28 protein-coding genes and 1 pseudogene are annotated in these 26,590 nt (G+C 64.3%); 13 read left to right on the top strand and 16 right to left on the bottom strand.

What is annotated here, in order from left to right; all coding sequences use genetic code 11:
- Positions 1–213: 213 nt before the first annotated feature.
- On the bottom strand, positions 214–1,173 hold the full coding sequence (locus LB555_RS23485; protein WP_224683894.1) for an AraC family transcriptional regulator: 960 nt from the start codon (positions 1,171–1,173) through the stop codon (positions 214–216).
- A 226-nt stretch (positions 1,174–1,399) separates the two neighbouring features.
- On the bottom strand, positions 1,400–1,828 hold the full coding sequence (locus tag LB555_RS23480) for a VOC family protein (RefSeq protein WP_015317017.1): 429 nt from the start codon (positions 1,826–1,828) through the stop codon (positions 1,400–1,402).
- 154 nt (positions 1,829–1,982) lie between these two features.
- Here LB555_RS23480 and LB555_RS23475 point away from each other — a divergent pair, with 154 nt between their 5' ends.
- Positions 1,983–2,237: a hypothetical protein gene (locus LB555_RS23475; RefSeq protein WP_224683893.1), complete on the top strand. Its 255-nt coding sequence runs from the start codon at positions 1,983–1,985 to the stop codon at positions 2,235–2,237.
- A 90-nt stretch (positions 2,238–2,327) separates the two neighbouring features.
- On the opposite strand, the gene LB555_RS23470 is transcribed toward LB555_RS23475, so the two are convergent.
- The 3 genes from LB555_RS23470 to LB555_RS23460 all read right to left on the bottom strand — a co-directional run bounded on the left by LB555_RS23470 (position 2,328) and on the right by LB555_RS23460 (position 4,725).
- Entirely contained in the window at positions 2,328–3,497 is a 1,170-nt protein-coding gene (locus tag LB555_RS23470) for a PLP-dependent aminotransferase family protein (protein ID WP_224683911.1), read from the bottom strand.
- A 176-nt stretch (positions 3,498–3,673) separates the two neighbouring features.
- The gene (locus LB555_RS23465) at positions 3,674–4,132 is read right to left on the bottom strand and encodes a GNAT family N-acetyltransferase (protein WP_224526848.1); all 459 of its coding nucleotides are present in this window, start codon (positions 4,130–4,132) and stop codon (positions 3,674–3,676) included.
- Between the two features lie 98 nt (positions 4,133–4,230).
- Positions 4,231–4,725 (bottom strand): hypothetical protein, encoded by a 495-nt coding sequence (locus LB555_RS23460; RefSeq protein ID WP_224526851.1) that lies wholly within the window; start codon positions 4,723–4,725, stop codon positions 4,231–4,233.
- A gap of 59 nt (positions 4,726–4,784) precedes the next feature.
- Here LB555_RS23460 and LB555_RS23455 point away from each other — a divergent pair, with 59 nt between their 5' ends.
- A complete protein-coding gene (locus LB555_RS23455) occupies positions 4,785–5,420 on the top strand; it encodes a DUF922 domain-containing Zn-dependent protease (RefSeq protein WP_224526854.1) in 636 nt (211 codons plus the stop codon).
- Between the two features lie 47 nt (positions 5,421–5,467).
- Here LB555_RS23455 and LB555_RS23450 read toward each other — a convergent pair whose 3' ends face one another.
- The gene (locus tag LB555_RS23450; RefSeq protein WP_224683892.1) at positions 5,468–7,003 is read right to left on the bottom strand and encodes an acid phosphatase; all 1,536 of its coding nucleotides are present in this window, start codon (positions 7,001–7,003) and stop codon (positions 5,468–5,470) included.
- A 213-nt stretch (positions 7,004–7,216) separates the two neighbouring features.
- Between LB555_RS23450 and LB555_RS23445 the strand changes: the two genes are divergently transcribed.
- Positions 7,217–8,458 carry a cytochrome-c peroxidase gene (locus tag LB555_RS23445; protein WP_411970790.1) on the top strand — a complete coding sequence of 414 codons (1,242 nt, stop codon included), beginning with the start codon at positions 7,217–7,219 and terminating at the stop codon, positions 8,456–8,458.
- 196 nt (positions 8,459–8,654) lie between these two features.
- Here the strand turns inward: LB555_RS23445 and LB555_RS23440 are convergent.
- From LB555_RS23440 to LB555_RS23430, 3 genes and pseudogenes are all read right to left on the bottom strand, one after another.
- Positions 8,655–8,940 (bottom strand): annotated as a pseudogene (locus LB555_RS23440) (GIY-YIG nuclease family protein); the annotation flags it as partial.
- A gap of 183 nt (positions 8,941–9,123) precedes the next feature.
- Complete coding sequence (locus tag LB555_RS23435; protein WP_141906984.1) at positions 9,124–9,828, bottom strand: SDR family oxidoreductase; 705 nt, start codon at positions 9,826–9,828, stop codon at positions 9,124–9,126.
- Positions 9,829–9,950: 122 nt separating this feature from the next.
- On the bottom strand, positions 9,951–10,568 hold the full coding sequence (locus LB555_RS23430) for a helix-turn-helix domain-containing protein (protein ID WP_015317007.1): 618 nt from the start codon (positions 10,566–10,568) through the stop codon (positions 9,951–9,953).
- Positions 10,569–10,699: 131 nt separating this feature from the next.
- Here LB555_RS23430 and LB555_RS23425 point away from each other — a divergent pair, with 131 nt between their 5' ends.
- The 3 genes from LB555_RS23425 (at position 10,700) to LB555_RS23415 (ending at position 14,697) form a co-directional block, all read left to right on the top strand.
- Positions 10,700–11,833 (top strand): NAD(P)/FAD-dependent oxidoreductase, encoded by a 1,134-nt coding sequence (locus tag LB555_RS23425; protein ID WP_224683888.1) that lies wholly within the window; start codon positions 10,700–10,702, stop codon positions 11,831–11,833.
- A gap of 44 nt (positions 11,834–11,877) precedes the next feature.
- Positions 11,878–13,506, top strand: a complete 1,629-nt coding sequence (locus LB555_RS23420) for an ABC transporter substrate-binding protein (protein ID WP_224683887.1) — start codon at positions 11,878–11,880, stop codon at positions 13,504–13,506.
- Positions 13,507–13,593: 87 nt separating this feature from the next.
- The gene (locus tag LB555_RS23415) at positions 13,594–14,697 is read left to right on the top strand and encodes a serine hydrolase domain-containing protein (RefSeq protein ID WP_224683886.1); all 1,104 of its coding nucleotides are present in this window, start codon (positions 13,594–13,596) and stop codon (positions 14,695–14,697) included.
- 33 nt (positions 14,698–14,730) lie between these two features.
- Here the strand turns inward: LB555_RS23415 and LB555_RS23410 are convergent, their stop codons facing one another.
- From LB555_RS23410 to LB555_RS23400, 3 genes are all read right to left on the bottom strand, one after another.
- A complete protein-coding gene (locus LB555_RS23410) occupies positions 14,731–15,912 on the bottom strand; it encodes a Fic family protein (protein WP_224683885.1) in 1,182 nt (393 codons plus the stop codon).
- A gap of 204 nt (positions 15,913–16,116) precedes the next feature.
- On the bottom strand, positions 16,117–16,680 hold the full coding sequence (locus tag LB555_RS23405) for a cytochrome b (RefSeq protein ID WP_141906981.1): 564 nt from the start codon (positions 16,678–16,680) through the stop codon (positions 16,117–16,119).
- 126 nt (positions 16,681–16,806) lie between these two features.
- Positions 16,807–17,532: a 3-keto-5-aminohexanoate cleavage protein gene (locus LB555_RS23400; protein ID WP_224683884.1), complete on the bottom strand. Its 726-nt coding sequence runs from the start codon at positions 17,530–17,532 to the stop codon at positions 16,807–16,809.
- 202 nt (positions 17,533–17,734) lie between these two features.
- Here LB555_RS23400 and LB555_RS23395 point away from each other — a divergent pair, with 202 nt between their 5' ends.
- Positions 17,735–17,929 (top strand): hypothetical protein, encoded by a 195-nt coding sequence (locus tag LB555_RS23395; protein WP_023774040.1) that lies wholly within the window; start codon positions 17,735–17,737, stop codon positions 17,927–17,929.
- 97 nt (positions 17,930–18,026) lie between these two features.
- Here the strand turns inward: LB555_RS23395 and LB555_RS23390 are convergent, their stop codons facing one another.
- The gene (locus tag LB555_RS23390; protein WP_224683883.1) at positions 18,027–20,132 is read right to left on the bottom strand and encodes an EAL domain-containing protein; all 2,106 of its coding nucleotides are present in this window, start codon (positions 20,130–20,132) and stop codon (positions 18,027–18,029) included.
- A 229-nt stretch (positions 20,133–20,361) separates the two neighbouring features.
- On the opposite strand from LB555_RS23390, the gene LB555_RS23385 reads away from it, so the two are divergent.
- Positions 20,362–20,811 (top strand): ester cyclase, encoded by a 450-nt coding sequence (locus LB555_RS23385; RefSeq protein WP_140791328.1) that lies wholly within the window; start codon positions 20,362–20,364, stop codon positions 20,809–20,811.
- Between the two features lie 61 nt (positions 20,812–20,872).
- Here the strand turns inward: LB555_RS23385 and LB555_RS23380 are convergent, their stop codons facing one another.
- On the bottom strand, positions 20,873–21,403 hold the full coding sequence (locus LB555_RS23380) for a hypothetical protein (protein WP_224683882.1): 531 nt from the start codon (positions 21,401–21,403) through the stop codon (positions 20,873–20,875).
- A 127-nt stretch (positions 21,404–21,530) separates the two neighbouring features.
- Positions 21,531–21,857 carry a DUF1330 domain-containing protein gene (locus LB555_RS23375; RefSeq protein WP_015316997.1) on the bottom strand — a complete coding sequence of 109 codons (327 nt, stop codon included), beginning with the start codon at positions 21,855–21,857 and terminating at the stop codon, positions 21,531–21,533.
- A gap of 176 nt (positions 21,858–22,033) precedes the next feature.
- Between LB555_RS23375 and LB555_RS23370 the strand changes: the two genes are divergently transcribed.
- The 5 genes from LB555_RS23370 (at position 22,034) to LB555_RS23350 (ending at position 25,618) form a co-directional block, all read left to right on the top strand.
- Positions 22,034–22,726 carry a winged helix-turn-helix transcriptional regulator gene (locus LB555_RS23370; RefSeq protein WP_224583741.1) on the top strand — a complete coding sequence of 231 codons (693 nt, stop codon included), beginning with the start codon at positions 22,034–22,036 and terminating at the stop codon, positions 22,724–22,726.
- A gap of 133 nt (positions 22,727–22,859) precedes the next feature.
- Positions 22,860–23,975 (top strand): bifunctional DNA-binding transcriptional regulator/O6-methylguanine-DNA methyltransferase Ada, encoded by a 1,116-nt coding sequence (gene ada, locus LB555_RS23365; protein WP_224683909.1) that lies wholly within the window; start codon positions 22,860–22,862, stop codon positions 23,973–23,975.
- Positions 23,976–23,989: 14 nt separating this feature from the next.
- A complete protein-coding gene (locus tag LB555_RS23360) occupies positions 23,990–24,208 on the top strand; it encodes a hypothetical protein (RefSeq protein ID WP_224526894.1) in 219 nt (72 codons plus the stop codon).
- 121 nt (positions 24,209–24,329) lie between these two features.
- The gene (locus LB555_RS23355) at positions 24,330–24,878 is read left to right on the top strand and encodes a methylated-DNA--[protein]-cysteine S-methyltransferase (RefSeq protein ID WP_224683880.1); all 549 of its coding nucleotides are present in this window, start codon (positions 24,330–24,332) and stop codon (positions 24,876–24,878) included.
- Positions 24,875–25,618, top strand: a complete 744-nt coding sequence (locus tag LB555_RS23350) for a 2OG-Fe(II) oxygenase (RefSeq protein WP_224683879.1) — start codon at positions 24,875–24,877, stop codon at positions 25,616–25,618. The genes LB555_RS23355 and LB555_RS23350 overlap by 4 nt, the downstream gene beginning before the upstream one ends.
- On the opposite strand, the gene LB555_RS23345 is transcribed toward LB555_RS23350, so the two are convergent.
- Positions 25,596–26,528 carry a LysR family transcriptional regulator gene (locus LB555_RS23345; protein ID WP_015316991.1) on the bottom strand — a complete coding sequence of 311 codons (933 nt, stop codon included), beginning with the start codon at positions 26,526–26,528 and terminating at the stop codon, positions 25,596–25,598. The genes LB555_RS23350 and LB555_RS23345 overlap by 23 nt on opposite strands.
- Positions 26,529–26,590: the final 62 nt, after the last annotated feature.

Below are 26,590 nucleotides of genomic sequence, written 5' to 3'. Positions count from 1 at the left end.
GGGCGGCGTCTTGGGCTGAGCCGCATTGGAATTGTCGTGGAGAGCGCCGCGGCACTCGGGGCGATCAGTGTGGCCGTTCGGCATCAGTCGATCGGTTCGAAGACAACTGATCCGACTCGCTTCGAGTCCTTGTCTTTGGTGCCGCGCTTCCGCCCGGAATTGCGAAAACAAGGAGTTAGAGCGGCCATCGATTCTGTGAGACGATGATTCGCTCTAACGGGCGGCGTTCGGCGTCGAGCCGAAGCGGCGGCGGAAACAGCGATTGAAGTAGGAGACGTCGGAAAAGCCGCTCAACAGCGCGATCTCGCTGACCCGCATGCGGTCGTTGCGCCGGTCACGCAGCATGCGGTGGGCCCTCTGCAGGCGCAGTTCGAGAATATGCTCGGCGAAACTCGAGCCCGTTTCCTGCAGGAGATCATGGACGTAGCGCGCGGAAAGCCGCAAACGCTGGGCGATGTGCTGGGCCGAGATGCCGGGATCGGCGAAATTGTCCCGCATCGTCTGCAGGATGGCTTGCAGCCTTGCCGCGCGCAGGCCTCGCACGCCCGCCAGCTCGGCGATCTCGCCCTTGGCGCCCGTCGCCAATCCGATCAGGTCCACGATCGTTTCGGTGGCATGGGCGACAAGATCGGGCAAGAGCAATGCCGGCCCCGCTTCCAGGAAGCCGCAATAGCGCTTGAGCATGTCGAGCGCTTCATTGTCGACGCCGATGGTCAGCGCCAGGCGGTCCTCGACATGGGCGAAGGCATTTTCCATGATTTCGCGGGGCACCACGACATTGGTCCAGACATTGCGGTCGCCGCCGGTCATTTCCAGCGCTTCCGAAGCCGAGACCAGCGCGCCTTCGCCCCTGCCGATGCTGTAGTCGCGGCCGGTCTGCACACCGCTCAGCCTGGTGTCGCCATAGTTGACCAGCAGCAGATAGCCGTCGCGGCCGTCATCGGCGATGTTGTGCGTCTTGCGGCTCGCATGCTTGATCGTCCCGGCCATCCGCCCGAGCACCAGCGGCCCGATGGCGGTGGCTTCGATATCCGCCTGGAACGGCACATTGCCGGAGATGGCATATTCGACCGACCAGATCTCGGCGACATGAATGTCCTGCCAGAGCGAGAAGCGCGCGCGGTCGTCGAGATGCGACGGCAGATCGAGCGAAGAGAAGACGTTCTTTTTCAACGAGCAACCGGCCTTTCCCGCGCACGCGTCTTCCCTGAAGCCGCACCGTATGGGACCGATTTGCCTCTTGTCCAGAGACGGCGCCATCCATGCTCCGCAGGACAATTTCAGTGCCGCCCAGGTCAAGAATCCGATCGGATTGGCCGGTGTGGCGTCCGAGTCTCCGAAATACCCCGGAAATGCGGCATCGGAATCACCTCGCCTCGACGCGGTCGATCGATTGCTCCTAGAACGTGATCTTCACCGACGCGGCGCTGCGGTTGGCCGGGCCGTGGTGGACGGCCTCGATGTTGTTGCCGTCCGGGTCGAGCAGGAAGGCGGCATAATAGCCGGGATGATAGGACCGCTCGCCCGGCGCGCCATTGTCCGTGCCGCCGGCTTCGAGCCCGGCCTTGTAGAAGGCATCGACCATGGCGTGATCCCTGGCCTGGAAGGCCAGATGATGACGTCCGGTCAGCTTTCCCAGCGCGGCCCGGCTGTCGGCGCTGGAAATGAACAATTCGTCGGCCCAGAAATAATCCTCGCCGGTGCCGCCGATCGGGACACCAAGGACTTGGAAAACCGCCTCGTAGAAACGCCGGCTGGCGGGGAGATCCCGGACCACGAGCTGGAGGTGGTCGATGAGCCGGCCGCGATGCAATTCCTGGGTTTCCATGAAAGCGCCTCCTCGCAAGGCCTCGAATTTAGGCGCGGTTGGCAGGGCGTCAACGCGGGGCGCGAGCCTCTGCTGACAACCAGCGACAATTTTTCGAGCCCGATGGAACTTTTGCACCGATGGCAAGTTTGGAGGCGCGGCGGGAGAATGTCGGTTGGATTGTTTTCAGAAGCTTGAAGCGCTGGTCGACGGCGCCAATGCCGATGCCATCGAGGAAGCGAACGCATTGCTGCGCCGGTTCAAGGACAGGTCCGAACAGACGACGCGGGCCATCGACGAGTTCATGCTGGACTTCAAGACATTGGTCTTCGTCGTCGAAGCCGGCGAAGAGGGTTTCGAAAAGCCGATCCGCAAGCTCGCCCGCGCCAGGCTTGCAAAGCTCAAGCAGCTGGTGAACGTGCCGGCTTAGGCGCATGCCGCTCTTGCTATTACGCAATTCCTGGGGAAAGCGCTGGGCGCTTTCCCGGGAAAACCATTTGAGACTTTCGTGGAATTTGCTCTAACCCTTGAGCAGCGCCGCCAGCCGGGGAATGCCCTCGCTCACCGCGCTGCGGGTGGCCAGCGTGAACGACAGCCGCAGCGTGTTGCGCCCGGTGCCGTCGGCGTAAAAGGCGTTGCCCGGCACGAAGGCGACCCGCGCCTCCTTCACCGACCGTGCCAGGAGGTCCGTGGCGTCGGTGCCCTCCGGAAGCGTCACCCAGACGAACATGCCGCCTTCCGGACGGCTCCAGGTCACCCCCTCCGGCATGTTGGCTTCAAGCGCGCCGAGCAGGCCGTCGCGGCGCTCGCGGTAGGCGCCGATGAGTTTTTCCACCTGGCCGTCGAACACGGCTTCGGCGACGCGGTGCATCACCATCTGGTTGACGGACGGGCTGTGCAGGTCCGAAGCCTGCTTCATCAGCACCAGTTTTTCCACCACGTGGCGCGGCGCGCAAACCCAGCCGACACGCATGCCCGGCGACAAAATTTTCGAGAACGAGCCGCAATAGAGCGTGCGCGCCTTGTCGATGCCGCCGGACCTGATGCAGTCGAGCGCCAGGATCGGCGGCACACCCTCGCCGTCATAGCGCAGCGCCCGGTAGGCGGCATCCTCGATGACGGCGATGTCGAGCTCGCCGGCAAGGTCGAGCACCGCTTCGCGCTGCTTTCGGTCCAGCGTGTTGCCGGTCGGGTTGGCGAAATCGGGCACCAGATAGGCGAATTTCACCTTGCCGCCATTGGCGGCGGCGGCAGTGTGGTAGGCATCGGGCGTCATGTTGCCGCCCTCGGGCCGCAGCCGGTCATAGCGGGGCTCGTAGGCGTTGAAGGCCTGCAGCGCGCCGAGATAGGTCGGCCATGTCACCAGCGCGGTATCGCCTGGCGACAGGAACAGCTTGCCGAGGTAATCCAGCGCCTGCTGCGAGCCGGAAGTGATGAAGATGTTGGCTTCGTCGCAGGCCACGCCGAGCTTGCCCATTTGCCCGGCGAGCCAGCGCCGCAGCGGCAGATAGCCTTCCGAAACCTGGTATTGCAGTGCTGCCCCCGCTTCCGGGCCGCCGAGCACGTCGGCATAGGCATCGCGGATGGCGTCCGCCGGAAACAGCGACGGATCGGGAATGCCGCCGGCGAAGGAGATGATGTCGGGCTGGTCGAGCAGCTTCAACAGCTCGCGGATTTCGGAGGCCTTCATGCGCGATGAGCGCGAGGCCAGAAGGTTCAAAAGGGTCACGACACGCCTCCCCGGACGTTTTTACAATAGGTCAACCTGACTGACCTATATCCGCTTTGCCAGGCGATTTGAATAGTGCCTGAAGGGCTTCCGCTATACGCCAGTCACCGCCAGGCCCGAACCGGCACGGGTTTCCGCTAAAGGCTCTTCTTGTAACCAATATGGCTGGCACTGAAGCCGAGCCCTTCATAAAAGCGGTGCGCATCCGCTCGCCCCTTGTCGGTGGTGAGCTGCACAAGGCCGCAGCCCCGCGCCCGGCACTCGTCGATCGCCCATTCGAACATCTTCTTGCCGACGCCGTCGGAGCGCCTGTCGCTGACAACGCGAACCGCCTCGATCTGCCCGCGCCAGCCGCCCTTGCGCGAAATGCCGGCAAGGAAGCTGATCTGCAGGGTGCCGATTACCTCCGCGCCATCCACGGCCACGGCAAGCAGCTGATTGGGATCGGCATCGATGGCGTCAAAGGCATCGATATAGCCCTGCGCCAACGGCAACGAGGCGTCTTCGCGGGCGGCACCCAGCGGATCGTCGGCGAGCATGGCGACGATGGCTGGCAAGTCGGAGGCTTGCGCCTTGCGGAATTGGATGTCGGTCATGGACGTGAGATACGGCCGCCCGGCGCCGGCGGCAAGCCGCTAATGGAATGGAGATCAATGGGCGGCAGGACAACGAGGGGGGCGCAACCTCTCGAGGTTCAATCCGCGTCGCCCGCGGGCTTCGCCTTGCCGCACTGCGCCAGCACCTTGCCGATTGCGCCACTGGAACCCTTCAGCGCAAAACTGATCGAACCATATTTGGCAGCGCTGACCGACACGTCCCCCTTGGACCGCAACAGGTCGAGCAGCGGGTCCCCCTTCTCCAGATCGGCCACGAAATAATTGTACATCGCCTCCAGCTGCAGGGTCTTGGTCACCGTCTTGCCGTCGGCCTTGAAGTCGAACGCGCCGCTGATGCCCGGTTCCAGTTGTTGGCCGCTGGCGCCCAGATCGTAGCTCAGCACCGGTTTGTCGTAGCAATTGAGCATCAGATAGGCGTCGCCCCTGGGCCCGCCGCAGACCGAAGCGGTCAGCACGCTGCCACCCTCGTCTTCCTCCATCTTGGCGCTCCAGCCGCCGCAGGATGCCGCGAAGGCCGATTGCGAGCCAAGCACCGCCGCCAAGGCACCGGCGGCAACGAGATTTCTTCTCATGACGTCTCCCTCCGGGCCATTTGCAGCGCCCGCCGGCAGCATATAGGAAAAGCCGTTGAATGGCATTGCATGTGCCGCGCGCCTTGGAGAGAGCGGTGTTGAGAACCTTTGGTCGCCTGTGTTTTCCGACCGCGGCCCTGGTGGCCTTGCCGCTCGCCGCGCATGCCGAATGGAAGCCGGTCGAGAAGGTCGAGACCTACGCCATTTCAGGCCAGTCCGGGCTCGAGCTCTACCGGTCGATTGGCGAGAACGGGCCGAATGTCGGCATTACCCGCGCCATTGCTCACACCAATTTCAAGCTGACCTGGACCAGGGATTATCAGCCGCGTGCCGGAGCCTGCGTGCTGGTCTCGGCCAAGCCAAAGCTCATCATCACCTACACCTTGCCCAGCCCCTCCTCGCCGCTGCCGTCCGCCATCCAGAAGAACTGGGAGGTTTTCCTCGCAGGCGTCAGCGCCCACGAAAAGGTGCATGGCGCGACCATTGTCGACATGGCGCGCAAGATCGAGGCGGCGACGGTCGGCCTCACCGTTCCCGACGATCCCAAATGCAGCAAGATCCGGGTCGAGATGACCAAACGCCTGTCCGCCCTTTCGCAGGCGCAGCGGCAGGCAAGCCGCGATTTCGACCGCATCGAACTCGGCCAGGGCGGCAATCTGCAAAAGCTCATTCTTGCCCTGGTCAATGGCGGCTGAGCCACCGCGCCTCGCGGCGCGGCGGCGTATTCGCGGTTCGCTCCGCCCTAGCGGCTGAGATCAAGCGCGGCTGACAGATCCCCCATCGGCGGCTCGCCATTGGCGGCCAGCGCCTTGTCGCGGGCGACGATGCCCGTCAGCACCGGCAGATCGTAGCGCGCGGTGATGAAGCGCAGGATCGACGTCGTATCGTATTGCGTGTGGTCAACCGTGCCCATCCTGGCATAGGGCGAGACGATGAAGGCCGGGATGCGGTTGCCCGGGCCCCAGCGGTCGGCCTTGGGCGGCGCGACGTGATCCCAGAAGCCGCCATTCTCGTCATAGGTGACGACGACCAGCATGTGGCTCCATTGCGGGCTCTTCTCCAGATGCGCGACGAGGTCGGCCAGATGCCGGTCGCCCGATGTCACGTCGGCATAGCCTGAGTGCTCGTTGAGATTGCCCTGCGGCTTGTAGAAGGCGACCTGCGGCAGCTTGCCGTCGTCGATCGCCTTGATGAACTCGGCGCCATCCAGGCCGCCATCCCTGAGATGCTCGGTGCGCGCTGCCGTGCCGGGCGCGTAGGCGGCGAAATAGTTGAACGGCTGGTGGTGGAACTGGAAGTTCGGCACCGGCGTGGCGTTCTTGCCGTCGAGCGCCGTCTGCCAGGCGCCGGCGTACCAGGCCCAGTCGACCCCCTTCAGCGACAGGAGATCGCCGATGGTGATGTCGTGCTGCGGCGGCAGCGTGGTGGGCGCGGCCGGATCGGCCAGCGCCTTGTCACCGCCCTCGGCAGGCTTGTTGGCGCTCGGCTGATAGGGCGGCTGCATGGTGTTGACGGCGTAAAAATCGGGCGTGATGGCGCCGTCATTGACGAATTTCGGCACGCCGCCCAGCGCCGACGGCGGCGAATTGTCGGCCACCTTCAAGGTCGTTCCGTCGGCCTCGACCACGGCGATCTGGCCCTTGATCGGACTCGTGTCGGCATGCGGATAGACCGGCGTACAGGCGCAGGCGAGCTGGAAATGGTTGAGGAAGGAGCCGCCAAAGGCGCCCTGGAAGAAATTGTCGGCCAGCACATATTTCTTCGCCACCTGCCACATCGGCAGGCTCGAGCCGTCATAATGGCCCATGACCAGCCCGCCGGAATCGGCCCAGGCGACGAATTTATCGTTCTTGCCGCCGTCGATCTGCATCTGCTCCTGGTAGAAACGGTGCCACAAATCGTGGGTGATGACATTGGTGCCTTCGTTGAAGCCCTTGGGATCGTCGATGGCGAAGGCCGCGTTGGCGAGATGCGCGGTCTGCGCCTCCGTCACCACGGGCGTGACGCCCTTTCCGGTCAGCCCGCCCCAGGCCGGCGGCAGTTCGGTCAGCGGCTTGCCATCGCGATCGAGCTGGCGCGCCTGTTCGGCCGAGACATTGGCCAGCCCATTGGCGCCGGGGAAGCCACCATAAAGATTATCGAAGCTGCGGTTCTCCGCATAGATGACGACGACGGTGTCGATCTTGTCGAAGCCGGGAGGGGCGGCATTGGCGGCCGCAAGGGGAAACAAAGCCGAACCGGCCAGACAGAAGGAAGTGAGGAACTTGAGCCTCGTCATGGAAAGACCTCGTGGCAGACTTTAACTAGAAGAGCTATTGCGCGGGAACCATAGGCAGCTAACGTGGATGCCTTGTCACCTTTGTGACATCCGCCGCCGCGGCGAACACGGTTTCGTGAGCACTGGGACCGGTCATCAATCCGTTGCACTGCGTTCTTATTTCCGGGCCAAAGCGGACCGTGCCCCATGATGACGAGACGATGGAAAAGCCTGATGATCGCGAGTGCCGCGATCTCGGCATTTGGCTTTGCCGCGCCCGCGAATACGGCGGGGCCGGACGGGGTCCATCCCGGTCCGCTGTCGCGTGGCCAAGCCTTCGCACGCGCCGAGGCGCTGACTGCCTTGGGGCGAAGGATGTTCTTCGACCCGGCGCTCTCGGCTTCGGGAAAACAGGCCTGTTCCTCCTGCCACGATCCGCGCCATGCCTTCGGTCCGGCCTCGGCATCTCCCGTCGAGATGGGCGGCCCGAACCTCGACCTGCCTGGCGTGCGCGCGGTGCCGTCGCTGCGCTATCTCGAGGCGGCACCCGCCTTCACCGAGCATTTCCACGATTCCGAGGACGAGGGCGACGAGAGCGTCGACAATGGCCCGACCGGCGGTCTGACCTGGGACGGCCGCGCCGATCACGGTGTGGACCAGGCGAAAATCCCCCTGCTCTCGCCCTTCGAGATGGCAAACAAGGATGCCGTGGCGGTCTCCGCCGCCTTGCGCAAGTCAGCCTATGCCGATGACTTCAAGGCAACCTTCGGCAACGATGTCTTCGACCGCCCGGACGATGCCTTCGACGCCGCCGCCGAGGCGCTTGGCACGTTCGAGCAGAGCGCGGTCGACTTCTACCCCTATTCCAGCCGCTACGACGCCTTCCTCGCCGGCAAGGCGACGCTATCGGCGCGGGAATTGCATGGCCGCGCCCTGTTCGAGGACGAGGCGAAAGGCAATTGCGCCTCCTGCCACCTCAGCGAACCGGCCAATGACGGTGAGCCGCCGCAATTCACCGATTTCGGCCTGATCGCCATCGCCGTGCCGCGCAATCCGGCCATCCCGGCCAACGCCGACCCGGCCTATGTCGATCTCGGCCTGTGCGGTCCCCTGCGCACCGATTTCCGTGGCCGCACCGACTATTGCGGCCTGTTCAAGACACCGACCCTGCGCAACGTCGCACTGCGCAAGAGCTTCTTCCACAACGGATATTTCCACACGCTGCGCGAAGCGGTGGCCTTCTACGCCAGCCGCGACACCGACCCCGGCCGCTGGTACCCGAAAAACGCTTACGGTACGGTCGATAAATATGACGATTTGCCAAAGGCTTACTGGCCGAACTTGAATCAAGACCCGCCCTTCGGCGGCAAGAAACCCGGCGACAAGCCGGCGCTCGACGATGCCGAGATCGACGACATCGTGGCGTTTCTGCAGACGCTGACGGATGCGGATCAGGCGGCGAAGCGGTCGCAGTGAACTGGGAAGCCACGTCGTAAGGGTCGCTAGTTGACGTGGGGATTAGCCGAAGCCCTCCCTCGCTTCGTCATCCTAGGGCGGAGCAAGGAGCGAAGCGACGCGGCGCAGACCCTAGGATCCATGCCGCGACGCTTGCGACGGACAAAACGGTGCCGAACCTGGCTCCAACCTCCGACGAAACGCCATCAAACCGCGACCAACCTGTTCCGCGAAACAGCTCGAACCATTCCGGATTGGTCTTCTCGATCAGTTCGATCTTCCATTGTCGCGACCAGCGCTTCAGCGATTTCTCGCGTTGAATGGCGTCACGAATGTCGAAATGTTCCTCGGTACCAGACCAACCGCTGCACACCGTAGCGCCTGGTGAAGCGCGAACCTTCGCCGGATTTGTGCTCCGGCATGCGGCGACCGAGATCGTTGGTGACACCGATGTAGATGGTGCCGCCCTTCTGGCTCGCGGTCACGTAAACATAGCCGGTCATGCGTTGACGGTAACCGCCAACCCGTCCGGGGACTATCCTCGTTCGCCGTATTTTTTCGGCCCACGTCGCGGCATGGATCCTAGGGTCTGCGCGGCGTCGCTTCGCTCCTTGCTACGCCTAGGATGACGAAGGGAGGGAGGGCTTCGGCTAATCTGAGAGGTATGGGATCGCCGCAGCCGCCTCTCACAGCGCCCGGATCACACCCCCATCCACGCGGATATTCTGCCCGGTAATATACCCTGCCCCGTCCGACGCCAAAAACGCGATCGTCGCGGCGATCTCCTCTGATGTGCCATAGCGCTGCATCGGCACGTTGTCGCGGCGCTCTTCGGTGGCGGGCAGGCTGTCGATCCAGCCGGGCAGCACGTTGTTCATGCGCACATTGTCGGCCGCGTAGGTGTTGGCGAAAATCTTGGTGTAGGCGGCAAGGCCGGCGCGGAACACGGCCGACGTCGGGAACATCGCGTTCGGTTCTGCTACCCAGGCCGTCGAGATGTTGATGATGGCGCCGCCCTTCTGCTTGACCATCTGCGGCGCCACGATGCGCACCGGCCGGATGACGTTCATCAGGTAGACGTCCATGCCGGTGTGCCACTGCTCGTCCGTGATCTCCAGGATCGGCGCGCGCGGCCCATGGCCGCCGCTGTTGACCAGCACGTCGATGCGGCCATAGCGCTCCAGGGTCAGGTCGGCGAGCCGCTGCAGATCGTCGTTCGACTGGTTGGAGCCGGTGACGCCGAGCCCGCCAAGCTCCTTGGCCAGCGCCTCGCCCTTGCCGGACGAGGACAGGATGGCGACCTTGAAACCATCCGCCGCCAGCCGTTTGGCCGCCGCCGCCCCCATGCCGCTGCCGCCGGCCACGATGACGGCTGTCTTTTCTACACTCATCGGATTTCCTTTTCAGATTGGCGAGAGCTACGGTTTCAGCGGTCCTATAGCCGGTTTCGCCGCGCAGTTCGAACGAGAAAGCCTGAATCGAGCTGCAGAAAACTTGCGCGGTGAGCTGCGCCCTATCCTTCAACCGTCTCCAGCTCGCTCAGCAGCGTGCCTTCCATGTCGGGCTCGTCGCCGGAGCAGACGCACAGCATCTCGGCGTCGCCCTCGCCCACCGACAGATAGGCGTGGCCCATGGTGGAATCGATGTAGACGCTCTCGCCCGCTTTCAGCCGCACCGGCGCGTACTGGTCGGTGTGCAGTTCGATCTCGCCCTTGAGCACGATCAGGAATTCCTCGCCGGCATGCCTGGTCAGCGGGCCGAACTCTTGCGGCGTGCGGGCGCGCGCATAGGCGTGGATCGGCACCATGCGCTTGCGCACCAGGTCGGTGGCCAGATACCGGTAGTCGTAGTTGCGGGTCAGCTGGCGCAGCGTGTTGGACTGCGAGGTCACCGAACGGCGGGTGCGCGCTGCCGGCTGCTTGCGGTCGCCGCTGAGCAGTTCCGTCACATGGATGCCGAGCCCCTCGCAGATCTGCAGCAGCTTGTCGTAGGTCAGCGACATCTGGTCGTTCTCGACCTTGGACAGCGTCGACACCGCGACGCCGGTGAGCGCGCTGACCTCCTGCAAGGTCCAGCCATGGGTTTTTCTCAAAGCCCGCAGACAATCACCGAGATTGGGTTGCTCCGACATTGCCAGCTCCAAGGCGCGGGATCGCGCCGCTCCACCCTAGGTAGTCGAACTCCCCGCAGCCATCAACAACATCGAAATTTTCTTATACGCTAAATATTGACTGGATACGAAAATATTTTTACGACTGACGGATGCAGTCAAAGTCCTTCCAAAAGATTGTCGTCATCGGCGGCGGCATTGCCGGCCTCTCGCTTGCCGCCGAGGTGGCGGGCTGGGCCGAAGTCACCGTCATCGAGCGCGAACCGCATCTCGGCTACCACGCCAGCGGACGCTCCGCCGCTCTGTTCACCGAGACCTATGGCAACCGCCTCGTGCGCGGGCTGACGCTGGCCAGCCGGCAGGCAATCGTCGAGGGCGGTTTCGTCGCCCACCGGCGTGGCGCGCTGCATGTCGGATGGACCGGTGAAGATGCCGCCATCGACAAGCTGGCTCGTGATTTGCAGGCGCTGGTGCCATCAGTGCGCCGCCTCTCGGCGGCCGAGCTCCACGCGCTGGTTCCGGTCATTGCCCAGCAAGCCACATGCGGCGGCGTCTATGAGCCGGACGCGGTGGATGTCGACACGGACAAGATGCTTGCGACCTGCGCGTCCAAGCTCAAAGCCGGCGGCGGCACCATCCGCACCGGCGAGGAGGTCCGCGCCATCTCACGCGACGGCAGCGCTTTTAGGGTTGAAACAAGCGCCGGCGTCTACTCGGCTGACATCATCGTCAACGCCGCCGGCGCCTGGGTCGATGTCGTCGCCGGCATGGTGGGGCTCCCGGGCCTCGGCTTCCAGCCGAAACGGCGCACCGCCTTCCTGTTCGATCCGCCCGCCGGGTTGGACATCGCCGGCTGGCCGCTGGTGGTCGACCTGCACGAGCAGTTCTACTTCAAGCCCGATGCCGGCAGATTGATCGGTTCGCTCGCCGACGAGACGGACTCCGAGCCTTGTGATGCGTATCCCGAGGATATCGACGTCGCCATCGCCGTCGACCGCATCGAACAGGCGACGTCGATGCGCATCGGCCGCCCGTCGACGCCATGGGCAGGCCTGCGTACCTTCGCTCCCGACCGCACGCCGGTCGCCGGCTTCGACCCGCGCCTGCCCGGCTTCTTCTGGCTCGGCGGCCAAGGTGGCTACGGTTTTCAGGTGTCGCTGACGCTGGCCAGGCTGAGCGCGGCGCTGATGCGCGGCGAGCCCATGCCCGACGACGTCACCGCACTCGGCGTCACCGCTGGGGCGCTGGCGCCCGATCGCTTCCTTACCCCGGCGACGACGCCATGAAGTTCCTTCCCTCAACCCCGAATGTGTCATCAGGAGCGTTTGCGATGAAATCTCTGCGCGCGGTGCTTGCCCCGTCCCTTCTGGCCACGTCCCTTCTGGCCACGTCCGTTCTGGCCTCATCCATCCTTCTCGGCGGACAGGCCTACGCCAAGACGCTGGTCTATTGCTCGGAAGCCAATCCCGAGACCTTCAACCCGGCGATCGGCATCGCCGATTCCACCATGGACGCCGCCGCCAAGACGATCTTCAATCGGCTGGTCGAGTTCAAGCCGGGCACCACCGAGGTCGGCCCGGCGCTGGCAGAAAGCTGGGAGGTTTCGCCTGATGGCAAGACCTACACTTTCCATCTCAGGCACGGCGTGAAGTTTCAGTCGAACGAGCATTTTTCGCCCACGCGCGACTTCGACGCGGACGACGTGCTCTACACCTTCAACCGCCAGCGCGACGCCAACAATCCCTATCACAAGCTTGGCGGCGGCTCTTACGAGTACTTCAACGCGCTGGGCATGGGCACGCTGATCGACAGAATAGACAAGGTCGACGACTACACCGTGCGCTTCACGCTGACGGCTCCCAACGTCACATTCCTGGCCGGGCTGGCACTCGACTATCTCTCCATCCTGTCGTTGGAGCAGACCGAAAAGATGGTCGCGGCCGGCACGCCGGAGCTGATCGACAGCATGCCGGTCGGCACCGGACCGTTCGTGCTTGAGGCCTATGTGCCCGACAGCCAGGTCCGTTATGCCGCAAACAAGGATTACTGGCGCGGCGCGCCGAAGATCGACACGCTGGTCTTCGCCGTCACGCCCGAGCCGACCACCCGCGTCGAGCGCATCAAGGCCAATGAATGCCAGGTCGCCGCGCCGCCGCCGCCAAGTGCCGTCGCCGACCTGCGCAGCGATCCCGACATCACGGTTCTCGATCTCAAGGGCCAGAACATCGGCATTCTCGGCTTCAATGTCGAGCACCAGCCGCTGGGCGACGTGCGCGTGCGCACGGCACTGGCCAAGGCCGTCGACCGCAAGGCGATCGTCGATGCGGTCTATGCCGGCGCCGGCACGGTGGCCGGCAGCGTCGTGCCGCCGGCGCAGCTCGGCGCCGTCACCGATGCCGGCATCGAGTACGATCCCGATGGCGCCAAGAAACTGCTCAAGGAAGCGGGCCATGAAAGCGGCCTCAAGATCAGCCTGTGGGCGATGCCGGTGTCGCGCCCCTACAATCCCAACGCCAAGCGCATGGCCGAGATGATCCAGGCCGACTGGGCGAAGGTCGGCGTGCAATCGGAGATCGTCAGCTTCGAATGGGGCGAATACCTCAAGCGCACCGCGGCGGGCGAACAGGACGCCTTCCTGCTCGGCGGCAGCAGCGACAATGGCGATCCCGACAACATGCTGAGCTATCTGCTCTCCTGCGACGGCGTGAAGGGTGGCTCCAACCGCTCGCGCTGGTGCGACAAGGATTTCGAGAAGCTGCTCGACGAGGGCCGCGTTGCCGCCGACCCGAAAGAGCGCGCCGCGATCTATGGAAAGGCGCAGGCCATCCTGAAGGCCGAGGTGCCGGTGGCGCCGATCGCCCATTCGATGGTGGCGATCCCGATCCGCAAGAGCGTGCTGAATTACGTGCTCGACCCCTTCGGCCGGCAGAATTTCGCCGCCGTCGATATCGCGGAGTGAGGCTTGTCGCGCTGGGTACCCCCCTCATCCGGCCGCTACGCGGCCGATTTTGCGAAGATCCCGCGATCCACAAAAAGCGAGACCACCATGCCAAAAGACCTGAACGCTCTTCTCGCCACCTACATCGCCGATGGCGCGGTGGGTGCGTCGCTCGCCTATGCCAGGGGTGACACCACACCAACCGCCCTCACATCAGGCCTCGCCGATCGCGCGCTGGGCACGCCTGTCACGTCGGACCAGCTGTTCAAGATCGGCAGCTGCACCAAGACCTTCGTCGCCGCGGCCCTGGTCAAGCTCGCCGAGACCGGCAAGCTCGACCTCGGCGCGCCGATCGCCTCCTGGTTCCCGGACCTACCTGGCGCCAAAACCATTTCGGTACGCCAGCTGGTCAACCATCGCAGCGGCCTGCCGGAATTCGAATATTACATTCCGATGGACCCGAGCCGGCAATGGACGCCGCAACAGCTGGTCGACATCGCCTTCGCCTCCGACAAACAGAAGCCACCGGGCGGACCGGCCGTCTACAACAACACCGGCTATGTCCTGGCCGGCATGGTGATCGAGGCCGTCACCGGCCAGAAGCTGGGCGCCTATGTCAGAAGCGCGGTCCTTGAGCCACTCGGCCTGAACAACACCTGGTCGCCGGCGACCGAGGCCTTCCCCGATAAATCGATGGTGCGCGGCTATTACCACCGGCCGCCGCGGGCGCCGAACGCGCCCACCGACATCGCCTCGGGCGGCGAGATGTGGCAAATGGACGGCGTGCTGCCCTACTCCAATGAACTGCAGGATTCCTCCGACTCCTTCCCCTTCGGCGCCGCCTATGGCTGCGGCGACATGGTGTCGACGCCGTCAGACATGGTGGGCTTCATGCGCGGCCTGTTCTCCGGCGGACTGTTGTCGCCGCCGGTCTTCGCCGAGATGTTCGAACACCGCGTGCCGGCGAGTTTCCCCGGCACCCGCATGCGCGAGACGGGCGCGGGCATGTTCCAGAGCACCTATGCGGACCGCGCCTTCTACGGGCACCAGGGCAGCATTCCGGGCTACGTCGCCGTCATGCTGCACGATCCCGAGACGGACCTCACCATCGCCATGACCAGCAATGTCGGCTCCGGCAATCGCCTCTCCTTCCAGGCGAGCGGCATGCATCCGGTGGTGGAACAAGCGATCGCGACAATCTTGCGGCTGTGATCTTAGGGAGGGTAGGAAATCGAACTGCTGCCGTCAGAGGGCCTCACGCGATCTATGCGCGGACGTCAGCCATCTCTGCGCCTCTCGAAGAGCTGGAGGTATCGTTCGAACACGAAAAACCGATTGCGTCTTTGGCCGGTGACTTCGATTAGAACGCCGTGGCTTATGAGATCGGCAATCAATGACGTAGCCGTGTTTGTCGTCGTGTCCAACAGAATGGTGACACCCTTCACGTCGACCAATGGTTGCCTGTAGAGATGTTCTTACAAGTTGTTGCGCGTTTCCTTGACGGCGATGGCTGAAGCGCGGCAGCGTTTCCCGTTCTATCCGCTCTTTAAGCACCAGAATTTTGCGGAACACGTCAGCAGACGCACGCGCTGTCTCTTCAACTCCGTGGAGAAAGAAAATCAGCCAGTCGCGCATATGGTTGCCCTCGCGTACGGCCATGAGGTGATCGATATACGCTGTCTTGTTGCGCTCGAAATAGTCGGACAGATAGAGCGCGGGTTTGACAAGAAGCCCCTGTGAGGCGAGGTAAAGCGAAATCATCAGGCGGCCCAGCCGCCCGTTGCCATCCAGGAACGGATGGATGGTTTCGAATTGATAGTGGGCGATCGCAATGCGGATGAGTGGCGGTACGCGCAGGCTGTCGGCATGGATGAATTTTTCCATATCGCTCATGAGCTCGGGAACATGCTCGTGATGCGGGGGCACGAAGACCGCGTTTCTTAGACTCACGCCAATCCAGTTCTGACTGGTTCGAAATTCGCCGGGTTGCTTGGTGTCGCCGCGCACCCCCTGCATGAGGATGGCGTGAGTTTCCTTCAGTAGCCTGTTGGAGAAAGGCAGGCGCTCCAGGCTGGTAATGGCGCTATTGATCGCTTGGATATAGTTCTGCACCTCCTCCCAGTCGTCGCGTGCCTCAGGAGACAAATCTTCGATCTGCTTGAAAGCGTCCTCGATATTGGTGTGGGTGCCTTCGATCCGGCTGGACTGGGTTGCTTCCTTCGCAACGTACATGCTGATGAAAAAATCGATGTCGGGAACGAGTTGTGCGAACGCATTCAATTCACCCAATGCTCGATCGGCGCGGCCAAGCACCTCTATGATGTTCGGGTCGGAGACGATCCAGGGATGATTGATCGAGGTCGGCACGAAGCTGCGATGTTCCAACCGCTTTTCGTACTGCCCCGCCTTGTAAGACGACAAATCCATATTTCAGAAACGTCCACGATTTCTACAATAAGAAAATCGTTATGTCAGATTCGACCAACTTCCAAAAGCTATTTCAATTTCTCACCAGGTTTCTGAAATAAGGGTTCGGCTATTTCAGAAACTTCCGTATTGCGGCTTCGACGGGCCAGCGGCCTGCACCCGGTCGTCGATCGGGCGATCCGCATCATTCTCGACTGACCGCGTTCAGCCGCCCTGCCGCGACGATGGATCGGGCAGGCCCGGCAGCATCTGGCTCAGCACCCGGTCGCGAAGGAAGAAATGGTGGAAGATGGCAGCGGCCGCGTGCAGGCCGGCGATCCACATCATGACGTCGCCGAGCGTGCCGTGAATCTCCGCCAGCGGCGCGCCCCAGCTGCCGGAAAACGGACCGATAGCTCCCAGCCCATAGACAGTGACCGGGTGGCCGCCGAACAAGGCGCCGACCATGGCTGTCGCCGGAACGGCGAACAGCAGCGCATAAAGCGCCCAATGCGTTGCCTTCGAGGCGACCTCCATCCAGGACGGCATGGCCGGGGCATCGGGAATGCGGTCGAACCGGCGCCAGATCAGGCGAACGACCAGCAAGCAGAAAACGGTGAAGCCGAGCGACTCGTGCAGCAGCAGCGTCGACGCCCTGGCCGCTGAATAGACCCGCTCCGGCGGACCGCCCGCCGAGACCAGGAAGGCAATGAGCACCAGCAGTGCCGTCAGCCAATGAAATGCCTGGGCGAGGCGCCCATAGCGGGTTGTCGTGCCGGAAAATGACATGCGAGAGCTCCGAAACGTTGGACATCTCTCCTTGCCCGCGAATGTGGCCTTATTTCAGCTGTTCCTCAATCGCCTTGCTGCGCGAATGGCATCGCCGAGTTCGCCGACGGCGCAGCCCGACAAGGTTCAGCTCATACTCGTGGAGCGGAAGTTCGCGGCGGCCGCGGCCACGATCTCGGCATTGTCCCTCGCCACCGTTCCATCGGCGAGCGTCTTGCCGTCCTCCAGCCCGACCCGTGTCGACCAGCGCTTTTGCCGCGCAAGGTCCACGAACGGCCAGACCGTGCCGTCCACGCCGTGCAGCAGGATCTGCCGCCGCACGCCTGCGCGTTCGAGAATGGCGGCGATGCCGTGCGCCTCGTCGAGGGCTGCAGGCAGGTCCGGTATGTCGATCTCGATCAGGATGCGCAGTACGCGGCCGTGATCGGCGAGCGCCACGAAGCGCTCGGCATCTTCCGTCGTGGCCAGGCCCGCCTCGATGCCGACGCCCTGCTTGCGCAACAACTCCATCACGGCGGGCGCGTCGGTTTCTGAAAGATTGACCGAGGCATAGTCGGGCAGTTCCCGCCAGGCGGCGATCGCCGCGCGGGTGCGCGCCACATCGTTCTCGATCCAGGCGCCGGTCGACACGCCGATCAATGTGCCCGGACAGGCCTGGCGCACGGCAAGGACCGTCGCATCCACCGCCGCCAGGCTTTCGCGCCCGTCGGCGCCGCGCGGATGGATGTGTAGTTCGGCGGCACCGGCGGCGACGCAGGAAGCCGCATCGCCGGCCATTGCCTTTGCCGTCAGCGGCAGCCTGGGATGGAAATCGCGCGAACGCGCGCCGGTGATGCAGGCTTGGACGATCATCGATTTCACCTCGGGCAAAAGAGCGCAGTCTAGACAAGCCGCCAAACCGCGCAAAAGCCGGCAGGGCCGTCACTCCTGACACGATGGCGCCGCCAGCAGCACGGCGTTCGCCGGCATTTGAATAAAAGGCGCCTGTGGATATTTACCCCACCTTGCGCCAGGCAGGCCAATATCCATCAGGGCGGGATCATGGAGGGAACCATTGACCAGCGATTTTTCAGCCGCCCGTCTCCATCTCGAACGCGCCTACCATTATCTGCGCGGCAATGACGAGACGAGCCGCGCCACATGCGAGGCCCTCGACCTGTTGATCGAGATGGTAGCGGAAGCACAACACAGAAAGCCGGAACCCGGGGTGCTGGAATTTCCGCGAGCATCGGCACGCCGACTCGGCTGAACAGCACGCGTGGCGTTGGTTCAGCCCGCGCGCATCAAATCTTCGTCTTCACGCATGTCGCTCCGGGCCGCTTTTGGAGCGACATGCATTTGATCCGTCAGGACGCCCTGCGTCTCGATGCGGCGCCGGCCATTCGCGCCGCCTGCGCCACGACCCGCTCCAGCGGTTCGGGCCGGTGCAGCAGAAAACCCTGACCGAACTCGACGCCCATATCGCCCAGCATGGCCACCGTGTCCTGCCGCTCGATCTTTTCGCCCACCACGGCGCAACCGAGGCTGCGGGCAATGCTGGTGATGGCCAGCACGATCTCGCGATCGAAGCGGCTTTCGGTGACGTGCTCGATGAAGGAGCCGTCGATCTTGATGGCATCGACCGGAAAGCGCCTGAGATACTCGAACGAACTCATGCCGGCGCCGAAATCGTCGAGGCTGACCCGGCAGCGCCGCTCGCGCGCCTTGCGCACGAACGCCTCGGCGGCGTCGAAGTTGGTGACGGCGGCGGTTTCGGTGATCTCGAAGCCGATGCCGGAATGCGGCGTCCCGGTCTCCTCGATGACCCGGTCGACAAAGTCCCATAGTCCTGGGTCGCTCAGCGTCTGCGCCGACAGGTTGAAGCCGAGCGTGATCGCGCCGGACTTCATCGCCGCGCCGTGCCGAGACAGGGCGGTGCGGATGATCCAGCGGTCGAGCCGCGCGGCAACGCCGAAGCGCTCCGCCGCCGGAATGAACTCGCCGGGCGGGATCAGCCGGCCGCCCTGTCCTGCAAGCCGCGCCAGCACTTCGACATGGCGGCTCTCTTCCCAGGGCCTGCCCAGCCGGTGGATCTGCTGGCCGAACAATTTCAGCCTGCCGTCATCCATGGCGTCGACCGTGTCGGCGGCGAGCCGCGCCGCGTTGAGGCCGGCCGAACCGGAGACGGCATCGGTCGAAAACAGCGCGAAGCGATCGCGCCCGGCGGCCTTGGCCGCGTAGCAGGCATCGTCGGCGCAGGCCAGCGCGTCGGCAACCGTGGTGGCACGGTCGCGGACGACGGTGATGCCGATGCTGGCCGCCAACCGGCGCGACGTCGCGGCAAGGCCGAGATCGGCGTCGCGCACGGCCGCCAGGATGGCGCCGGCCAGACCTTCGGCTTGCACGGCGTCGCAATCGGGCACCATCAGGGCGAACTCGTCGCCGCCGAGCCGCGCCGCATGCGCCGATGGCGGCAGGCAGCGGCCGATACCCGCCGCGACGCTCTTCAGCGCCAGATCGCCCGCGGCATGGCCGGCGAAATCGTTGAGGGCCTTGAAGTAGTCGAGGTCGACATAGAACACCGCCAGCGGCACGGCCGTGGCGATATGGTGGGCGAGCAGACGGTCGAAGGCGGCGCGGTTCCAAAGGCCGGTCAGCGCGTCGTGGCGGGCGGCGAAGGCAAGCTCCTGTTCGCGCAGCTTGTCCTCGGTGATGTCGCGCACAGTGCCCAGCACCTGGCCGGTGGCACCGGCGGCGGCGATGAAGCGCAGCAGCGATTCGACATGCCGGATCTGGCCGTCGCGCTTGATAATGCGGTACTGCGCGGCGATGACGCCGTCGGTTCCCAATGGCACCCTGTGGGCGCGTTCGGCGGCGTCCTTATCGTCGGGATGCAGGTAGCTGTGCCAGAGATCGGCCGTCACCTCGTCGGTCACTGCGACGAGGCCGAATATCTCTCTTGTGCGCGCGTCCCAATAGCTCTTGTTGGTAGCGATGTCGTAGTGCCAGATGCCGGTGCCGCTGGCGGCGAGCGCCAGGCGAAAGCGGATATTGACCTGTTCGAGCGCGGCTTCGGCCGCCTTCTGCTTGGAGATGTCGGTCTGCACGCCCATCAGCCTGAGCGGCTTCCCGTCGGCGTCGCTCTCGACGATGCCGCCTCGGTCGAGCACCCAAACCCAGTGGCCCTGCTTGTGCTTGAGCCTGAGTTCGGTCTCGATGGCGTCGGTCAGCCCGGCAATGTGGCGGTCGCCGCTGGCCTGCGCCCGTTCCCGGTCGTCGGGATGGGTAAGCTGCAGCCACAGGTCACTGGTATTGGCGAGTTCGCCGTCCTCGTAACCCAGCATCCGGGCCCAGGTCGCCGAATAGAAGCAGTCGCCGGTGCTGAGATCCCAGTCCCAGACGCCAAGATGGGCGCGCTCCAGGGCCTTGGCCCAGAACGCTCCGCTACGACTTTTCTTATCCTGACCCGCCATTCGTCCGTTTTGCCCGCTCCACCCGCGGCAATCTGCGGCAAAACCAGAAAAGAAACCGTTACCGGGCGGCGGAAGAGGGGATGTCCACGCTCCTAGCGACAGTCTTGGCATCGGCCTTTCGATTGGCGGGCAAGAACCGGAGTTTGGCGCGCCTCGATTGGTCATAGGGATGGCCGTGTTCACCAGCCAGTCCGGTGATCACGAAGCAAGACAGGAAAAGGACCTCCCAATGACCAAGCAGGAAGACAACAAGGCCGTCGTCGTCAGATGGTTCACCGACTTCTGGGGTGAAACCTGCGACCTCTCCGTCGTCGACGCCGTCGCGGCCCCCGATATGCTGCTCAAATACTCGCTGCACGAGCCGCGCCGCGGGCGCGACGACATCAAGGCCTTCATGACCGATTTTCGTGCAGCCTTCCCGGATCTCAACTTCTGGGCCACCGCCGATCTCATCGCCGAGGGCGACTACGTCGTCGGCCAGTGGGAGGGCGGCGGCACGCATACCGGCCCGGCCTTCGGCGATTTTCTCATCGGTTCGCTGCCCGCCGCCACCGGCCGCACGATGCGCTTCACCGGCACCACGGTGCTCAAGGTGATCGACGGCAGGATCGTCGAGGAAATCGGCCTCGACGACGGCGTCGCCGCCCTCACCCAGCTCGGCCTCATCAAGCCCGCCTGAGAAATCTCACGCAGAACCGAGGTGGGGGCCAGGCGGCATTGCCGCCGCCTGGCCATGCCGCTTACTGGCTCGGCGCCATCGCGTGTTCGCACGACACTTTCGGGTTCATGTCGGCGAACGTGCCGGTCGGGTTGCCTTTCCAGGCCCAGACATGCAGTTCGTAGAACTCACCCAGGCCATAGCGGTTGGGCGCGCTGTTGAAGTTGAACAGCTGTCCCTCGAGCGACGCCGGCCCCTTCGAGGTGATGTATTCGACCGCCACCAGCTTCAGCGTGCCGTCGGCCATCGGCTCGTACATCACCGCTTCGGGACGGGCGATGTCGATCTTGTCGTCCTTCAGGTACCCGCCATTGACATAGTGGATGCCCATGGCGCCGCCGGTGATGCCGCTGGCGCAGGGAATGGGCGCATAGCCTTCCGCCGTCGCGGCGTTGACATCGAGAAACCGGCTGTTGGCGGCCCGCACCTTTTCGGCCAGCGGATTGGCACCGGACGTGATTTCAGCCGCCTCCTGATGCGCCTGGGCAAAGGTGGTGCAGGCGGCCAGAATGGCCCCTGCCACGAAAAGCCCGTTGCGAAAATCGCGTATCATGTTTGTTCCATTCTTCTTGAAAAAGCACAGCGGGCCGGCCGCCGAAAATACGGAGGCCCGGCAGGCAAGCGCCGTGGCTGTTGTTGCTTGGTGATCCCGGATACGGTGCAAGGAATGCCGGGAGAGATCATCCCTTCGGCAGATACGGGATCGTTCCGGCCAGATCGGTGTCGTCAATCAGCTGGAAACGGCTGTCGCTGCCGCCCTGGCGGGCCGAAACGAAGGGCGCGTAGGCCGGATCGGTGGTGAAGGCGCGCGCCGCCGCTTCCGACGGGAACGCCATCAGGGCGATCAGCGTGGTGTCGAGCGGCTTACCTTCGAGCGTCTTCACATTGCCGCTGCGCGACAGATATTTGCCGCCATGCTTGTGGACGAGGTCGTGCACCGAGGCGGCATAGGCCGGCACCCATTTCGGGTCCTTCATCTTGATGTCGGCGATAACGTAAGCAGTCATTGTCGTCTCCTGGTTGCGGCGCACAGGGATATCCCGTGCAACCGTCCAGAGGGCTCGCATGGCTAGGCCCAAGCCGACCAGTCCGCGATCTGTACTGGGCCGGTACAGTTTCTGTACTCGCCGCTTCGATCACGAAGGACTAATGTTGCCCGCAGGTTCTAGGGAGAGGCACGGTCATGACCCAGCACGGATACAAACAGTTCTGCCCGCTATCGATGGCCGCCGAGGTGCTGTGCACCCGCTGGACGATGGTGCTGATGCGTGAGCTTGTGGCCGGTTCGACCCGTTTCAACGACTTGCGCCGCGGCGTGCCCAAAATGTCGCCGACCCTTCTGTCGCAACGGCTTAAGGAGCTCGAGCTGGCGGGGATCGTCGAGCGCAAGGAGGTCCCGGGAGAAAAAGGAATTTTCGACTATCGGCTGACGGAAGCCGGCCGCGATTTGCGCCCGGTCGTCGAGGCGATGGGCTTCTGGGGGCAGAAATGGGTCGAGTCCCGCCTGTCCCTCAAGAACCTCGATCCGTCGCTGCTGATGTGGGACATGCGGCGCAATTTGAACCCCTCGCCGCTGCCGGAAGGACGAACGGTGATACAATTTCTGTATCAGGAACTCCCCGCCTCCAAACGCTCCTGGTGGCTGATCGTCGAAAAGCACGGCGAAGTCGATCTGTGCTGGTATGATCCGGGCTTCGACGTCGACCTCTATGTCTCGACCGACCTGCACACGATGACGGCGATCTGGATGGGAGTGCTCACCGTCGAGAAGGCCGGCCCGAAGGTCGTCCTGACCGGCGACCAGGCCATCGGCAGGAAGATGCAGGCCTGGCTGGGGCTCAGCCCGTTCGCGGTGGAACCCAAACGCGCGGCGTAGCAGCCGGTCCCGTCTGTGCAGGCGTCTCGGCTGCGCTCACATGCAACATCCCGGTTCCAATCACGCGTGCGCCTCCTGACAGTTGGCAGGAAACGGGTGGCGGGGCTGGCTTCTGGCGGCTTCAATGCCAGCCATGTTCATCGCTCTGGCCAAACATCTGCAACCCGCGCCGCTGCTGGCCGACGATCCACGCTGGGCGCGCATTGTCGCCCGCGACAAGTCGGCCGACGGCGCATTCTGGTATTCGGTGGCGACGACGGGGGTTTATTGCCGGCCCTCCTGTCCGTCGCGGCGCGCCAACCCAGCCAATGTCCAGTTGCACGACACTTTACAGGCGGCGAGGGCGACAGGCTTTCGCCCATGCCGGCGCTGCAATCCGGAAGGCCCTTCGCTCGAGGCCGCCAACGCCGCGATGATCGCCGACGCCTGCCGCAGGATCGGGCAGAGCGAGGTTGAACCGTCGCTGATCGAACTGGCCGATGCCGCCGGCCGCAGCCCCGGCTATTTCCACCGCGTTTTCAAGGCGGTCACCGGGCTGACGCCGAAGGATTATGCAGCGGCCCGGCGTGCCGCCCGGGTCCGCCAGGGCCTGGAAGACGGCGTCAGCGTGACATCGGCGATCTACGATGCGGGCTTCAATTCGAGCGGGCGCTTCTACGAGAAATCGACCGGCATGCTCGGCATGACGCCGACGCGCTATCGCGCCGGCGGCGCCAACGAAGAGATCCGCTTCGCCGTCGGCGAAACCTCGCTCGGCACCATCCTGGTCGCATCGAGCCGGAAAGGCGTCGCCTCGATCCTGCTCGGCCAGGACCCCGACGCGCTGGTGCGCGACCTGCAGGACCGTTTCCCCAAGGCGCGGCTGGTCGGTGGCGACAGCGACTACGAGGCGCTGGTGGCCCGCGTCGTTGGCCTCGTCGAGGCGCCGGCGCTCGGTCTCGACCTGCCGCTCGACGTGCGCGGCACCGCGTTCCAGCAGCGCGTCTGGCAGGCCTTGCGGGATATCCCGGCTGGCCGCACGGTTTCCTATGCCGAGATCGCCGGCCGCATCGGCGCGCCGAACGCAACCCGCGCCGTCGCCGCCGCCTGCGCCGCCAACGCCCTCGCGGTCGCCATCCCTTGCCACCGTGTGATCAGGAAGGATGGCGTCCTGTCGGGCTATGCCTGGGGCGCCGAGCGCAAACGCGCGCTGCTCGACCGCGAGGCCGGCGATGCTGCGGACAATGCCTCGCGGTCCTCGCGGGCCTGACGGCAATGCGCGCGATGGCCAGTTCTTCCACCACCGGTGCGAACGGTCAGGTCGCCAACGGCGCTGCCGTCAGCCTGGAGGACGCGAAGGCGCTGGTGTTGGCCGTCATCGGCACGCTTGTCGAGGATGGCAAGGCCGAGTGGAGCCGCACGACGACCGGCGAGTTCGAGCTGCGGCTGATATCAGGCGAAGTTTTTTTGCTGGACGAGGTCGGCGTCACCCGTGTCGCTTGAGGCGGTCCAAACCGCACTTGCTTTCGCCGTTCAGCCCCCTGGATTGAATTTGAAAGCAAGCATCGGAGTGTGCGGCACCGGCCAGTTCGTTAGGGTCAAGGCATAGACAGGAGTGAAGGCAATGAACCACATGCAAACCGATATGCAGGCGACAACCGCCAGCGTCCTTGACACCATCAGCTACGCCATCGGCCAGTCGGCGCTTGGAAACATCCTGGCGGCGCGCAGCCCTATCGGCGTCTGCGCCATCCTCATCGGCGCCGACGCCGGCACGTTGCGGCAGGACCTCGCCAACCGCTTCCCCAGCAGGGTGCTGCTCGAAGACGCGGCCGGCCTGCGCGATGATCTCGCGGCGATAGCGCGCTTCATCGAAACGCCCGGCGCCGGTCTCGACCTGCCGCTCGACATGCGCAACGGCACGCCCTTCCAGCAGCGCGTGTGGGAGGCGCTGCGCGCCATCCCATGCGGTGCCACCGTCACTTACACCGCCCTTGCCCGGCGCCTCGGCATGCCGGATGGCGCCCGCGCCGTGGCGACGGCCTGTGCCGCCAACGCCGTCGCGCTAGGCATTCCTTGCCACCGGGTGTTGCGCGCCGACGGCTCGCTGTCCGGCTACCGCTGGGGCATCGAGCGCAAGCGCGCCTTGCTGGAAAGGGAGGCCGCGATATGAACGCCGACGCCAGGGTCGCGCCATCGCTGGTCGCAGCCGCCGAGACACGCATCGCCGCCTATGACTGGCCGGCGCTCGCCACCGAGCTCGACAGCTTCGGCTGCGCGGTGATGGAAAAGCTGCTCTCGGCCGATGAGTGCCGGCAACTCGCCGGCCTCTATCCCCAGGAGCAACATTTCCGCAGCCACATCCACATGGCCAGGCACGGTTTCGGCAAGGGCGAATACCGTTATTTCCGCTATCCCTTGCCCGATCTGGTCGGCGGCCTGCGCGGCGCGCTCTATCCCAGGCTGGCCGCGGTCGCCAACCGCTGGAACGAGCGCATGGGGATCGCCATGCGCTATCCCGCCACGCATGGCGCGTTTCTCGACCAGTGCCATGCCGCCGGTCAGGTCAGGCCGACGCCGCTTTTGCTGCAATATGTGCCCGGCGACTTCAACTGCCTGCACCAGGACCTCTATGGCGACCTTGCCTTCCCGCTGCAGGTGGCGATCCTGCTTTCCGAACCGGGCGAGGATTTCACCGGCGGCGAATTCGCCCTGACCGAACAGCGGCCGCGCATGCAGAGCCGGGTCGAAGTGGTGCCCTTGCGCCAGGGCGATGCGGTGGCTTTCGCGGTCCACAACCGGCCGGTGCAGGGCACGAAGGGCAATTACCGCGTCAACCTGCGCCACGGCGTCAGCCGCCTGCGCTCCGGCATGCGCCACACGGTCGGCATCATTTTTCACGATGGGAAGTGAGCGCCGGCTCATGCTCCCAATAGGGCGGATCGCCGAAAGCGTTGCGCAGCCATGCGGTAAGTGCGCGCAGTTTGGCGGATCCGCGCCGATCCTCGGGACAAGCGATATAGATGGTGGCTCCTTCAGGCTCCGCACCCACATCGACGACCGTCAATCGCTTGTCGGCGATCTCGGTGCGGATGAAGTAGGCGGGGAGCAACGCCAGCCCCAGGCCGGCAAGTGCGGCGTCGCGCATCAAAATCCCATTGTTGACGCGCAGCGCGGTTTCCGGGCGGATCGTCACCAGCCGCCGCGAAATCTTGAACCGCCAGTCGGCGGCACCTCGGATGGAATAGATGATGCCCTTATGGCGCTTCAAGTCATCGGTGGTCACGGGCAACCCGAATTGCTCGGTATAATCCGGCGAGGCCACCAGGAAGCGACGGCTGGAAGCTAGCTTCTTGACGATGACAGGTCCATCTTCGACGACCGGCCCATGACGCACAATGGCATCGTAGCCATCGGCCACCATGCTGACGAAACGATCCTCGAGATCGAGCGTCAGTTCAATTCCCGGGTGCTTGGCCAGGAAGCCATATAGCGCCGGGCCGAGATGGAGGATGCCGAAACTGGTCGGCGCCGATATCCTGAGCGGCCCGGCGAGTTCGCCGCGGCGCTCGGCGATTTCGGCGCGGGCATCGGCCACCTCCTGCATGATGCGCTTGGCGCGCTCGTAAAAACCTCGTCCCGCCTCGGTGATGGAGAGTTTGCGGGTAGTGCGGTCCAGCAGCTTTGTGCCGAGGCCGCGCTCCAGTTCCGACAGTCGCTCGCTGATGACGGATTTCGACAGGCTCATGCGCCTGGCCGCTTCGCTGATCGAACCGGATTCCGCTACGGCGACAAACGCGGCGGCCGATTCGAGCTTCAGCATTGTTCGGCTTTCCCAAATTCACCATCAGGCGACAGCCACCTAACGAAATCAAGGACATGGTG

The organism is Mesorhizobium sp. BR-1-1-10, from assembly GCF_020165595.1.
GTDB classification, from domain to species: Bacteria; Pseudomonadota; Alphaproteobacteria; order Rhizobiales; family Rhizobiaceae; genus Mesorhizobium; species Mesorhizobium australicum.
This window is presented reverse-complemented; position numbering and strand designations above follow the sequence as displayed.